Source organism: Candidatus Woesearchaeota archaeon (assembly GCA_018303405.1).
Taxonomy (GTDB): Archaea; Nanobdellota; Nanobdellia; order Woesearchaeales; family JABMPP01; genus JAGVYD01.
Window position 1 is genome coordinate 50,748 of record JAGVYD010000011.1, and the last position, 12,495, is coordinate 63,242.

General features: G+C 47.4%; 12 protein-coding genes. 7 read left to right on the forward strand and 5 right to left on the reverse strand.

Features of this window, described 5'->3' with window-relative positions:
- Positions 1–8: 8 nt before the first annotated feature.
- Together J4227_04120 and J4227_04125 are read left to right on the forward strand one after the other, a co-directional pair.
- Positions 9–629: a hypothetical protein gene (locus J4227_04120; GenBank protein MBS3109688.1), complete on the forward strand. Its 621-nt coding sequence runs from the start codon at positions 9–11 to the stop codon at positions 627–629.
- Positions 630–691: 62 nt separating this feature from the next.
- A complete protein-coding gene (locus J4227_04125; protein ID MBS3109689.1) occupies positions 692–1,606 on the forward strand; it encodes a hypothetical protein in 915 nt (304 codons plus the stop codon).
- Between the two features lie 40 nt (positions 1,607–1,646).
- On the opposite strand, the gene J4227_04130 is transcribed toward J4227_04125, so the two are convergent.
- Both J4227_04130 and J4227_04135 read right to left on the reverse strand, forming a co-directional pair.
- Entirely contained in the window at positions 1,647–2,966 is a 1,320-nt protein-coding gene (locus J4227_04130; protein ID MBS3109690.1) for a phosphomannomutase/phosphoglucomutase, read from the reverse strand.
- A gap of 9 nt (positions 2,967–2,975) precedes the next feature.
- Positions 2,976–3,812 (reverse strand): nucleotidyltransferase family protein, encoded by an 837-nt coding sequence (locus tag J4227_04135; GenBank protein ID MBS3109691.1) that lies wholly within the window; start codon positions 3,810–3,812, stop codon positions 2,976–2,978.
- A 131-nt stretch (positions 3,813–3,943) separates the two neighbouring features.
- Here J4227_04135 and glpX point away from each other — a divergent pair, with 131 nt between their 5' ends.
- From glpX to ald, 3 genes are all read left to right on the forward strand, one after another.
- Positions 3,944–4,918, forward strand: a complete 975-nt coding sequence (gene glpX / locus J4227_04140; GenBank protein ID MBS3109692.1) for a class II fructose-bisphosphatase — start codon at positions 3,944–3,946, stop codon at positions 4,916–4,918.
- Between the two features lie 36 nt (positions 4,919–4,954).
- Positions 4,955–5,923, forward strand: a complete 969-nt coding sequence (locus tag J4227_04145) for an aldolase (protein MBS3109693.1) — start codon at positions 4,955–4,957, stop codon at positions 5,921–5,923.
- A gap of 96 nt (positions 5,924–6,019) precedes the next feature.
- Positions 6,020–7,138 (forward strand): alanine dehydrogenase, encoded by a 1,119-nt coding sequence (ald, locus tag J4227_04150; GenBank protein ID MBS3109694.1) that lies wholly within the window; start codon positions 6,020–6,022, stop codon positions 7,136–7,138.
- Positions 7,139–7,231: 93 nt separating this feature from the next.
- Here the strand turns inward: ald and J4227_04155 are convergent, their stop codons facing one another.
- From J4227_04155 to J4227_04165, 3 genes are read right to left on the reverse strand one after another with little or no spacing between them, the layout of a single operon-like run.
- On the reverse strand, positions 7,232–7,444 hold the full coding sequence (locus J4227_04155; protein MBS3109695.1) for a hypothetical protein: 213 nt from the start codon (positions 7,442–7,444) through the stop codon (positions 7,232–7,234).
- Positions 7,441–8,196 carry a hypothetical protein gene (locus tag J4227_04160; GenBank protein MBS3109696.1) on the reverse strand — a complete coding sequence of 252 codons (756 nt, stop codon included), beginning with the start codon at positions 8,194–8,196 and terminating at the stop codon, positions 7,441–7,443. Before J4227_04160 ends, J4227_04155 begins: the two co-directional genes overlap by 4 nt.
- 56 nt (positions 8,197–8,252) lie before the next feature.
- Positions 8,253–9,533 (reverse strand): tRNA (N(6)-L-threonylcarbamoyladenosine(37)-C(2))-methylthiotransferase, encoded by a 1,281-nt coding sequence (locus J4227_04165; protein ID MBS3109697.1) that lies wholly within the window; start codon positions 9,531–9,533, stop codon positions 8,253–8,255.
- Between the two features lie 87 nt (positions 9,534–9,620).
- Here J4227_04165 and J4227_04170 point away from each other — a divergent pair, with 87 nt between their 5' ends.
- Positions 9,621–11,351 carry a cation:proton antiporter gene (locus J4227_04170; protein MBS3109698.1) on the forward strand — a complete coding sequence of 577 codons (1,731 nt, stop codon included), beginning with the start codon at positions 9,621–9,623 and terminating at the stop codon, positions 11,349–11,351.
- A 54-nt stretch (positions 11,352–11,405) separates the two neighbouring features.
- Positions 11,406–12,491 (forward strand): hypothetical protein, encoded by a 1,086-nt coding sequence (locus tag J4227_04175; protein MBS3109699.1) that lies wholly within the window; start codon positions 11,406–11,408, stop codon positions 12,489–12,491.
- Positions 12,492–12,495 lie beyond the last annotated feature (4 nt).

The following is a 12,495-nucleotide window of genomic DNA, read 5'->3' on the forward strand; positions in this document are numbered from 1 at the left end:
TTACGCTCATGAGGAGCAAAAGTGGCAAAATCATTGCACTATACAACTCTTTGCTGAAAAGGCATGGCAGGCAGGGCTGGTGGCCAATCAATGGAAAATACCATCCAAATAATTATTCTCAGCCGCGAAATGAACAGGAAAGGCTGGAAATTTGCGTCGGTGCAATACTCACGCAAAATACTTCATGGAAAAATGTGGAAAAGGCGCTGAATGAGCTCAGAAAAAATAAGATTTTGTCAAGAAAGGGAATTTTGAAAGCCCCGACCAGGAAACTCGCGAAAATAATCAGGTCATCAGGATACCACAACCAAAAAGCCAGGAAATTGAAAATTTTTGCGGCATACATTGGTAGCATTAACAGGGAGAATCTTCTTTCACTGTGGGGAATTGGCCCGGAAACTGCTGATTCAATCCTGCTCTACGCATACAAGAAGCCTTTCTTTGTGATTGACAGCTACACAAAAAGGGTCATGGCTGCGCGTGGCCTGTGCAACCCGCATGCAACGTACGATGAGATGCAGAAAATATTCCACGCCAGCCTGCCAAAGGACTACAAACTCTACAATGAGTTCCATGCATTGATTGTGGAGGAAGCGAAACTGGCAAAAAAGGCAGGCATAAAGGATTAGTCTGAAACATAAGCATAAACCACAAGCAAAAAACATAAATAGCCAGGATTCGCCGTAATCCTATGACAATTATCTTTAAATTTTTCAAATCCCCCCGCAGGAAATTAGTGATCGAAGTTGAAAAGAAATTGATAAGCCTCGAGACTCTGCTGCACACCATTTCTGAGGAGGAGGAAGAACTCTTTAGCCTTCGGATAATGTCTGAGCTCCCCGAGCATAACCTGAGAAAAAGAAGCCTGATTTTTCACAGGGTTCAGGCGCTGTCAAATGAAATAATAGCCTCCATCTCAAAATTGCTGATAGTGGAAACTGAATTCAAGGAAGCATTGCGGGACGAAATCAAAAAAAGCGTGTACCAGCCGTCGACCATGGAAAAATGCGAGGAGGTCTTAAGAAAGCTCTTCTTGAAGCTGCACCGGCTTAATGATATCCTAATCAAGCAGAATGAGGATCTTGGGGCGGAGGCCAAAAATTCAAAAGGCAAAAAATCACCAATAATGCCTTCTTTTCAGCTTGCGGGGAAGGATGAGCAGGGGGAATTGTACAAAGACCTGCAGGACACCTTCGAGAAAATACTTCTGAGGATAGTAATCCTGAAATCCCTCGAGGTGGAACACGAGCGCCTCATGGAAACCTGGGACTTGATCAAGAATGGGCATAAGGATGTGAAATGTTCGGCTGAGTTCAGGGCATGCCGCCTGGTCAATCATAACAATGAAAGGGAAATTGAAAAACTGCTCATAAGGGCAAGCAACAACCTGAATGACGCAAGCACCATGGGGGAATTTTTGGTATACCCTGCCAAATTAGGGGGCTATAATGCAGTTTATTATGTGGATAGAAAAATTGTGCATTTTTGTGACATTTTTCACCATAGTGACAACTGGACAATTGCCCTGGCAATGCAGCGGGGAGACAAGCTTAGGAGGAATTACCACGATTTCAACCAGCTTAGGCTGCCCTTAGTTGAATTGTAGGAAAATAAGCTGAATAAGTTCCATGCCAATCATTATCCACTTAATTTTGTATGATCTTAGAAATCCTGTTCTGCATCTTAAGCATCAAGTCCTTTGTGTCGGCCTCAAGATTCAGCCTCAGCAGCGGCTCTGTGTTTGACGGCCTGACATTGAACCACCAGTCACCATACTCAATCTTGATCCCGTCAAGGCGGCTAACATTCCCGTCGTAAAAAATCTTCTCCAGCTCCTTCATCTTGGCTTCCTTGTCCTTGACCTTGAAATTGATTTCGTCTGTCTTGTGGTATTTCCTGAGCGGCGCAACAAGCTCGGAGAGCTTTTTGCCGGACTCTGACATCATCTTCATAATAATCAATGTAGACATGATGGAGCTTTCGCAATACGAATTTTCCCTGTAGTAGAAATGGGCGCTGACTTCGCCTGCAAAGATGGCATTCTCCTTTCTCATCCTTTCCTTGATGTAGGAATGCCCAACCCTGCTCATGATTGCCCTGCCGCCTTCTGCCTCGATGACCTCCTTGACAACCCTGGATGCCCGCAGGTCGTAAAGCACTGCGCTTTTGGGATTGTCCTTGATAAGCCGTTGCGCTATGAGGGCAGTGATAAGGTCGCCTGGCACAGTATTGCCTTTCTCGTCAAGGAACATGCACCTGTCAGCATCGCCGTCCGGCGCAACGCCCAGGTCTGCCTTCTTGATGATAACCTCATCCCTCAAATCCTTCAGGTTTTGCGGAATAAGGGGGTTTGCCTCATGATTTGGAAAATTGCCGTCAAGCTCAGGGTAAAGGCACTGAAAATCACAGTTAATCCTGGAAAAAACAGCGGGAAAGGTAAGGCCGCCCATGCCATTGGCAGTGTCTGCAACAACCTTGAGCCTTTTGAGGCCTTTTGCATATTTTAAGTTAAATTCAATGAAAGCGTCCATAAAGTCCTTTTTGACAATCCTCCCTTTTTTTGCAGAAGGCTTGGCGAAATTATTCTTGGCCACCATCTCGCCCATTTTCTCCAGGCCATTTTCATAGGTGATTGGGCTGGCATTCCTGCCGCAGCATTTCATGCCATTGTATACTCCTGGATTGTGGGAGGCGGTTACCATAAGGGCTGCAGGGTAATCCTTTGCGCAGAAATAAAACATCGGCGTGTCTACAAGGCCGGCATGGACCACATCCGCGCCTTCGTCTGTTATGCCTTTTGCAACTGACTCAAAGAGCGACGGGGAGCTGCTGCGCATGTCGTTCCCCACAAGAACTTCCTTTGCCTTGAGCAGCTTCACAAAGGCACGGCCTATTTTATAGGCAGTTTCCTCATTAAGCTCATTTGGATATATTCCCCTGATGTCATAAGCCTTGAAAATCCCCATGATTAAGCCTCACCCAATATCTTTCCATTCCTTCAGGGCTCTTTCATACCTTTCGATATTGCCAGTATCAAACCATTGCCCAGAAAACGGGTAGCCGTACAATTTTCCCTTTTGCGCCAATTTTGGAAACACATCCTTTTCCAGCATTGTAAAGCCCCTCTTGATCATGCTGATAACCTCTGGCTCAATAATGTAAAATCCTGAGTTGATAAGGTTGCTCGGCGCCTCGTGCTTTTTTGGCTTCTCCACAAACTCAAGAATCCTGGAGCCTGACAATTTCGCCACCCCGTACTGGGTGGGGTCAACCACTGTTGTCAGCGCTATTGTCACCAATGCCTTGTTCTCCTTGTGCACCTTGTACATCTCTTCGATGTTAAGGTCCTTGAGCTCATCGCCATTAGAGACAATAAACGATTCATTGAGGAGATTTTTTGCCAGCCTCAATGGCCCTGCTGTCCCCAGCGGCCTGGTTTCCTCGACATAAGTCAGCCTTATTCCGAATTTCGAGCCGTCGCCATAATGGCTCTTGATCTTGTCCCTCATATGGCCAACTGCCATAACAATGTCCCTGATGTCATATTTCTTGAACAAGTCAAAAAGATGCTCAGTCAGCGTCTTGTTGTGCACCGGAATCAGGGCTTTCGGGATTTCATAAGTTATGGGCCTTAGCCTTGTTCCCTGGCCGCCAGCCAGTATAACCGCCCTGCGCGGGACATTTGCCTTCAGCGCCTTGAGTATCAAAAGCTCCACTGCATGGCTCCTGTTTTTTATCTCAAAGCCATCAACTTTTGCGTCCACATCCTTGAGGACATTCTTGTCCAGGGTAAGCGTGACTCTTTCCTTCATTTTCCTGGCGTTTCAAGAAAGCCGGGTGATATATAAAGATTTCCATTTGTATGATGATGTATGATAATGGAAAGGTATTTAAAGAAGTATCATATTTCGTGTGATATTTTGCATAGTGCCTGGAATTTAAAATGGACAGAAATCTCGCGCTGGAATTTGTAAGGGTGACTGAGGAGGCTGCAATAGCCGCAGCAAGGTGGGTCGGCAAGGGCGACAAGCATTCTGCAGACCAGGCAGCGGTCAACCTGATGAGAAAAAGGTTTGATGGCATTGACATCTCGGGCAAGGTGGTCATTGGCGAAGGGGAAAGGGACGAGGCGCCTATGCTTTTTATCGGGGAGAAAGTCGGCACGGGAAATGGCCCCGGATTTGACATTGCCGTTGACCCGCTTGAATGCACGAACAGCGTTGCGTACGGAAGGCCGAATGCGATTTCAGTCCTGGCCGCAGCGCCGTCTGGAAACCTTCTTGGCGCGCCTGACACCTACATGAACAAGATCGCAGTCGGGCCGCTGGCTGCGGGGAAAGTTGACCTGGATGCAAGGCCGTCAGAAAATATACAGGCGGTTGCCGATGCTCTTGGAAAAGATGCTGATGAGGTGACAGTTGTTGTACTGGACCGCGAAAGGCATGAAAAATTAATCAAGGACATACGCGAGACAGGGGCAAGGATTATCCTGATCCCAGATGGGGACATCAGCGGGGCAATAGCGCCGAGCCTTGAAACGAACAATGCTGACCTTCTGCTTGGCACAGGAGCCGCGCCTGAAGGCGTGATTGCAGCTGCAGCAATAAAATGCCTTGGCGGGGAAATCCAGGGGCGGCTTTCCTTCAGGAACGAGGATGAAAAGAGGCGCGCAAAGGAAATGGGCATCAAGGACCTGGAAAAAAAGTATTCAACAAATGAGCTGGTAAGGGGCGACAATGTCATATTTTCAGCAACGGGCATCTTATCCGGGCTGCTGCTGGACGGGGTTCAATTCACGAGCACCGGAGTCATAACGCATAGCCTTGTCACGCGCTCCAAGTCCGGGACCATAAGATTCATTAAGGCAAACCACAGGATGGACCACAAGGAGCACAAGAAAATAGCAATGCCCAGGTAAAATTATTATACTCCCTCAAAAACTTATTGTCAGGTGATGATAATGGAGAAACCTACACTTGCAAGAAACGAAATAAATGTGCCAGCTGATGTTCCGGCAAAAAGCAAAAAGACATATGTGGACAATTATTATAATGCGACGCACGGCACCGGAAGGCTGATGCTGTTTGCGGGCGACCAAAAAATCGAGCACCTGAATGATGATTTCTACGGTACAGCCGATACTGGCCAGATTCCCCCGGACGACGCGGACCCAGAGCACCTTTTCAGGATAGCATCCAGGGCCACAATAGGGATCTTTGCAAGCCAGCTCGGCCTGATTGCAAAATACGGCCCGGAATACAAGGACATCAATTACATTGTCAAGCTCAATTCAAAATCACATATGGTGAAAACTGACCAGAAGGACCCAAGAAGCATGTCAATGTGGACTGTGCAGGATGCGGTTGACCTAAGGGAAAATGCCGGGCTGAAAATTGTCGGCATTGGCTACACCATCTACCTGGGCAGCGAATATGAAGGCGAAATGCTCAGGGAGGCAGCGCAGGCAATCAAGGCTGCGCATGAAAACGGCATGTTCTCAGTCATATGGATGTACCCGCGCGGCAAGGCCGTGAAGGATGAAAAGGACCCGCACCTTATTGCAGGTGCAACAGGAGTGGCTGCATGCATTGGCGCTGATTTTGTCAAGGTCAATCCTCCAAAAAAAGATGGTGCTGATTCTGCGGAGCTGCTAAAGGAGGCAACACTTTCAGCAGGAAACAGGACAAGGGTTATCTGTGCAGGCGGAAGCAGCGTTGACCCCACCAAATTCCTGGAAACACTTCACAGGCAGATACATATAGGCGGCGTTATGGGCAATGCAACCGGCCGGAACATCCACCAAAAGCCCTTACTGGAGGCAATCCGGCTTTGCAATGCAATCTCGTCAATAACCCTTGGCAATTTCACAGTGGAAAAAGCAATCCAAGTTTATGAAGGCAAGGAAAAATTCGCAATTAAATAGCACAACAAGTGCAACACTGCAGCGCGCAACACTGCAGCGAAAAATTCCAAACCTAGCCTGGCCATGCCGGGATTTCTTTTTAACCATGAGGGCACAATGAGAATCGGCGTAATAAAGGAAATCAAGGACAATGAGAACAGGGTAGGCCTGTCTCCCGAGGGAGCAGCCAGGCTTGTTGCAGAAAATCATGAAGTCCTTGTCCAAGGAAGCGCTGGCGAGGGAAGCGGCTTCTCCGATGAGGATTACGAAAAGGCAGGCGCCAGGATTGCCACAGCTGACGAAGCCTGGTCTTCGGACATTATTGTCAAGGTAAAGGAGCCGATGAATTCGGAATACAAATTTTTCAGGGATGGGCTTGTAATCTACACCTATTTCCATCTTGCGGGCGTTGACCATGGGCTGAGCAACCACCTGCTCGAAAAAAAAGTCACAGCTGTTGCCTATGAGACTGTTGAAGACCACAATGGAAAATTGCCGCTGCTGGCCCCAATGAGCTCAGTCGCTGGCAGGGTCGCTGTCCAGACTGCCGCATACTATCTTGCAAAATTCAACAATGGCTCAGGAAAGCTGATTGGCGGAGTCCCTGGCGTAGACCCTGCGACTGTTGTCATAATTGGAGGCGGCGTTGTTGGCTATAATGCCGCACAAATCGCCATTGGCATGGGCGCTGAAACAATCCTGCTCGATGTCAGTGATGAAAAACTGTATCACCTGAAGCATTCACTGCAAGGCAAGCCGCACATCCTCATCTCCAACAGGCATAACATTTCAGAGGCTGTGAAAAAGGCTGACATCCTGGTTGGGGCGGTTTTGCTTGCTGGCGCAAAGGCTCCGTTCCTGGTGACCGAGGAAATGGTCAAGTCCATGCGGCCAGGCAGTGTTATTGTCGATGTCGCAATTGACCAGGGCGGGTGCATCGAGACAATGAAGCCAACAAGCCACAGCCACCCTGTTTTCATGAAGCATGGCGTCATACACTATGGCGTCACAAACATGCCTGGCGCATTTCCAAGGACTGCGACACAGGCACTGACACATGCAACCTTGCCTTATCTTCTCAAGATAGCCAAGCACGGCCTTGCGGAAACAGCAAGGCATGACCCCGGGTTTGCAAAAGGCATAAACACTTACCGGGGCTATTTTACTTGCAAGCCTGTGGCTGAATCCCTGGGGCAAATGGACAAATTTATGGAGCTCAAGGACTTGCTGGAATAATCCACTCCATCCATTAATGATAAGCTCCCGAAAGAGACAAGTGAGTTAAGATATTCTAAAAGAAATAAAATAATAAAAACATAATAAAAATATTTAGCCTACAATGTCCAATTCCTGCAATGAATCGTCCAGGCCAGTGTCGTCACTAAGTTCGGGAGGCGGAGTTGATGTGTCCCCTGTCTGGTCACTTGCTGTATCTTCAGCATTGCCAGTTGTTTGTTCCTGTGCTGAGTCTGTTGCCTGTTTTGCGCAGGCGCCCATTACAAGCAATCCCACCAATATGGCAATCAAGATTATCCTTTTCATTGTGCGCTCACCTGTGTTCTGGCCTGTTCCTTGAATGCTTCCCATTCATCCTTGACATCCATGATAACCTGCCTTCTTGCTGCCAAAGATGCGGCATTGTTGAACTCCAGCTTTTTCTGCTCCAAAACAGCTATGAAATCTATCACAAGATCTTCACTGACACCCATTTCCTTGAGCCTTTCAGCCCTCTCTTCCAAATTATAGAACCTGAATTTTATCACGCCATAGGCCTTGGCCTTCAAATTGTTAAGGCATGCATCCTTTTCGCTGTCGAGCTTTTCATCGCACGACACTTTTTCTTTTTGCAGGTCTTCAGGAGCTCCCAGGTTCTGCCGCACACAGGCAACCCTGTCCCTGGTTCCCCTCAGGTCCCAGCATGACCTGACTTTCCTGTAGTCCTCAACGCAATGGCCCCTGTCATCCCCTTCCATGGCCCTGCATTCTTCAGGCAGGTAATCATTCTCATTTTCAGCAGCAAGCCTTGTCCTGCATCTAACCCTGTCTCTCATTGTCGCTTCTTCGCTGCACATGAAACCTGCGGGGTTTGCAGAGATAAGCATGGGCTCGCCTGGGCTGTCCCCTTGGGACGATTCCATTTCACCAGTGCCTGTGGATTCTGCACCGCCTTCTGTTGTGCCAGTGCCCCTGGTTGATGCTGTTGCTGTGTCCTCTCTTGGTCCAACTGCTGCCAAAGCCGCGCCAATAATGGCAAATGTTATTAACATTATCAAGAAATAATTTTTCGCTTTCATGCATCATGTCAATTGAGCTGTGTATAAATATTTTTCCCCATATTTTCCCCTTATAATCAGGCCATTTCTCCGATAAGATAAAAGGTAGAAGCCCCAACAATCCTGACTTTAATCCTGCTGCCCATCTTGAAACTATCATGCTTCTTGATTATGATTTGCCTGTAAGCATAATTTCTTCCCACAAGGTCATTGTTTTTCCCGATGCTGTCAACAAGAATCTCACCTTTCCATCCAATCCATCGGTTGTTGTTTTCCCGCGCAATCCTCCTGAACAGCCTTGTCAGCTCTGTTGTCCTGGCTTTCTTTTCATTGCCGTGCACCTGCCCTTCCATCCTGAAGGCAGATGTGCCATCCCTTGCAACAAATCTTGCAATATTCACAATATCCGGCCTTGTCTGGCGCACCAGTTCCAGAGTATCATTGAACTGTCCCCTCGTTTCCCCGGGAAAGCCGCATATGATGTCAGTGCTCAAGGTAATGTCCGGGATTGCTTTCCTGAATTTTTCAACCAACTCCACATAATCCTCGACTTTGTACCTTCGCGCCATCCTCCTAAGCACGTCATTGTTTCCCGCCTGCACTGGAATGTGTATGAATTTGTACACCTTTTCAGACTTGAAGGCTTCAACAAGCTCATCAGCGCACTTCATTACGCCGATTGGATTGGTCATGCCCACCCTGACAAAAAAATCACCGGGAATTTCAGCAATGCGGTTTATCAGCTCGGGCAAATGGCTTTTTTTGTCCCATTCAAACCCATAGTCCCCATTGTCCTGGCTCGTCAGCCAGATTTCCTTGCATCCTTCTTCAACGCTTTGCCTGGCTTCCAGCAGGATTTTTTCCAGGGGATAGGAGAAGATATTGCCTTTCACAAGCTTGGTTGAGCAGTATGTGCAGAATGAGGTGCAGCCCTGGCTTATTGGAATAATGCTGATTATGGATTTGTGCCTGATTTTTGGCAGACTCACCTTAATCTCTTTCTTCCTGTCCATTATCTCAAGGTAAGCCGGGCTTTCCACTGCCTGAGCAACATTTTTGATATTGTCAGTGTTGATTATCGATGTATCCGGGCTTATTTGCCCAATCTTCGGCACCATGGCTTTTGTGACGCACCCGCCGACCACAATCTTCTTTCCCGGGTTATCCCTGCTCACCCTGCTTATTTCAGCCAAGGCCTTTTTTTCACCCTTGACTGTGCAGACATTTACCAGGATCACATCTGATTCGGTTTCGCGGCTGGCTATGCTGTTTCCCGACTCTGCCAGTATGCCGGCCATTATCTCGCTTTCTGCCAGGTTTGCCGAGCATCCAAATGTCTTGATATAGACTGATTTCATGCAGATGAGCCAAATCCTGCGCTATAAAAAACTTGACATAAATTTTATATATCCAGCCAACTGATTCCAGCCTAAAAGAGGTTGCGCATGGAACAGATTTTTCTTGAATTGGCTGTAGCCATTATCATAGCAACGCTTCTTGCAATCCTGCTATCGCTGATAAAGCAGCCGACCATCATCAGCTATCTCATTGCCGGAATAGTGGTGGGCCCTTTCATCCTGGATTTTGTCCATGAAAGCGCAACATTGGATGCCCTGGCAGAGATAGGCATTGCATTCCTTTTGTTTATAGTTGGCCTGAACCTGAACATGAACACGCTGCGGGAAGTGGGCACAGTCTCGCTTATCACGGGAATTGGGCAGATTTTTTTGACTACTGCCTTTGGCTTTTTGATTTGCCATTTCCTTTTCGGATTCTCCGTCATTGTTTCCCTCTATGTGGCGCTGGCCATATCGTTCAGCTCAACAATCATCATTGTAAAACTGCTTTCAGACAAGAAAGACCTTGACACACTGTATGGCAAGGTGGCAGTAGGATTCCTGATAGTCCAGGACATTGTGGCGATTTTTGCCCTTATGGCAGTATCATCCCTTGGAGGGGAAGGAGCACCGGCTCAGGTGATTGTCGCAACAATATTGAAATTGGCAGGCGTTATCTTCCTGCTTTATGTCATCAGCCAATATGTCTTTCCAAAGCTTATACACTTCCTTGCCAGGACGCAGGAATTGCTGTTCCTTTTCAGCATCAGCTGGGCCTTTCTCCTCTCGCTTCTGACTGCTGCGGCTGGATTTTCCATTGAAATCGGCGCATTGTTCGCAGGAATAACCCTCGCGAGCACCAATTTCCATCACGAAATTTCGGGAAAGATACGCAGCCTAAGGGACTTTTTTATTGTCCTTTTTTTCATTTCGCTCGGCGCAAAGCTCACATTTTCGTCCCTGGGCACAGCCATCTTCCCTGCCTTGACGCTTTCAGCATTCATTCTGGTAGGCAATCCCCTCATAGTCATGGCACTCATGGGATTTCTGGGATATAAAAAAAGGACTGGCTTCCTGGCAGGCACTGCAGTGGCCCAAATCAGCGAATTTTCCCTTATCCTCGTAGTGCTTGGGGCAAAAGTGGGGCACCTTTCCCATGACACAATATCATTTATTACACTGGTCGGCATCTTAACCTTGGCCGGCTCAACCTATTTTATCATCTATAACCACCAGATTTACAACTTCCTCAGGAAGCACCTGGGGTCCTTTGAAAAAAAGCTGGCTTTCAGGGAGGAGCAATACAAGTTCCATGACAAGGCAACCAACTACGAAGTAATACTTTTTGGCTATAACCGGATCGGCTACAGCCTTTTGAACTCGCTTCATAAGATGCAGAAAAAATACCTTATAGTTGATTTTGACCCCGACACTATCAAGGCACTGGCCAAGCAGGGAGTCAACAGCATCTATGGCGATGCATCTGACGCTGAATTCCTGGATGACCTTGGGCTGGACCGGGCCCAGCTTGTCATCTCAACCATCCCTGACATGGAAACAAACATGATTATCCTGGAAAAGGCCAAAAACCTCAATCCGAAAATAGGGGTTATTGCCACTGCACACCAGATTGACGAAGCATTAAAGCTGTATGAGTCAGGCGCAGATTACATCATCATGCCCCATTTCCTTGGCGGCCAGCATGCTTCAATGATAATTGAGCAATCGGGTGTGGATGTCGAGAACTTTGTTGAACACAAAATCAGGCACCTGAATGAGCTGCAGCAAAGAAGGGAGCAAGGCCATGAGCATCCTGCCATGCACAGCCATGGGAGATGATTGGATACCCAAGCAAGCGCAAATTTTATATTGTTGGCAAAACAAGGTTTCTGGATGCTTTATATTGAAAAAAAATTCGAGTACGAGTTTGGGAAACGAAAACTGCTCATAACCTTTGACAGTGGCATGTACGGATTCATCTCCGGCATTATTGAACCAACCAACTTTCTTGAGTTCCTTCACGCTGCCTGGAGGAAATGCAAAGCTGCTGGCATGTTCCCCGCAATGGAATTTATGATAAGACGGAAAAGAAAAACGTTTATTGGCCGCGGCTCAAAAGCCGACATGAAGCCCAGTGAAACGTTCCGCGGAATTTACAGGATTTACCTTTACCCTGAGTCCATTTTTCCACTTGAGCAAAATCCAGGATTTGCATGGGCAGTTTCAAGCACACTCAACAAGTTGAGCCGATTCAAGGCCATTGGCGCATTGCTAAGGAAAACAGTGGAGCATGAAATTGCGCATGTGAAGCATTATGCGACGGGCAAGGCCGTGAGGGCAAGAATTCTTGTGCTGGACCGGCAACGGGAAAAAATGAACAAATTCCACGAGCATCTAAATCAGCTTGCTTACAGTGGCACGGGGATATCTTGGAAGCAATCTGGATTGGCTGATGAATTCATATCCTTGAGGATGGATTTGTTTTTCTTCATTGAAAATTTTCAAGCCGAGGGCATTGCCATGTATGCAGAGCTCTGCGTTGAAAAAAGCTCATTTGACATGTACTCAGAAGTGAAAAAGACATATCGCAAAGGCAAAAGATACGTTAAGTCCCTGAAGCTTCGCTTTGAGCCAACCAGTTCCCTTACAGAAGACAGGAAATTCATTCAGGAAATCAAGGAAGGCAGGTCAAGGAGCGCCCCCTACAGAATAGGCCTGCACATGGTTCTGGCAGTCATGCAGCATTTCCGCCTGGACATCGACAGAATAATGCAGCTTTCACCAATTGCATTCATAAAACACTATGAAACTGCTGCCATGGCATTGGATTTGAAGCCATTGGTCAGCGTCAATGGCGGGGCCGGGATTTTTGATTATGCAGAGACTCTCAGGAAAATCATGAAATATTACAAGTCACAGGGCCTGGATGATGTTTATGAGGTATACAGGAAATGGAAACTGGATGACGGATTATCCTGACTCC

Coding starts and splice junctions, on each gene's coding strand:
- J4227_04130 (MBS3109690.1), bottom strand. CDS start 2,966: ATGGGGATTTTCAAGGCTTATGACATCAGGGGAATATATCCAAATGAG.
- J4227_04135 (MBS3109691.1), bottom strand. CDS start 3,812: ATGAAGGAAAGAGTCACGCTTACCCTGGACAAGAATGTCCTCAAGGAT.
- ald (MBS3109694.1), top strand. CDS start 6,020: ATGAGAATCGGCGTAATAAAGGAAATCAAGGACAATGAGAACAGGGTA.
- glpX (MBS3109692.1), top strand. CDS start 3,944: ATGGACAGAAATCTCGCGCTGGAATTTGTAAGGGTGACTGAGGAGGCT.
- J4227_04120 (MBS3109688.1), top strand. CDS start 9: ATGAGGAGCAAAAGTGGCAAAATCATTGCACTATACAACTCTTTGCTG.
- J4227_04145 (MBS3109693.1), top strand. CDS start 4,955: ATGATAATGGAGAAACCTACACTTGCAAGAAACGAAATAAATGTGCCA.
- J4227_04155 (MBS3109695.1), bottom strand. CDS start 7,444: ATGAAAAGGATAATCTTGATTGCCATATTGGTGGGATTGCTTGTAATG.
- J4227_04160 (MBS3109696.1), bottom strand. CDS start 8,196: ATGAAAGCGAAAAATTATTTCTTGATAATGTTAATAACATTTGCCATT.
- J4227_04165 (MBS3109697.1), bottom strand. CDS start 9,533: ATGAAATCAGTCTATATCAAGACATTTGGATGCTCGGCAAACCTGGCA.
- J4227_04170 (MBS3109698.1), top strand. CDS start 9,621: ATGGAACAGATTTTTCTTGAATTGGCTGTAGCCATTATCATAGCAACG.
- J4227_04175 (MBS3109699.1), top strand. CDS start 11,406: ATGCTTTATATTGAAAAAAAATTCGAGTACGAGTTTGGGAAACGAAAA.
- J4227_04125 (MBS3109689.1), top strand. CDS start 692: ATGACAATTATCTTTAAATTTTTCAAATCCCCCCGCAGGAAATTAGTG.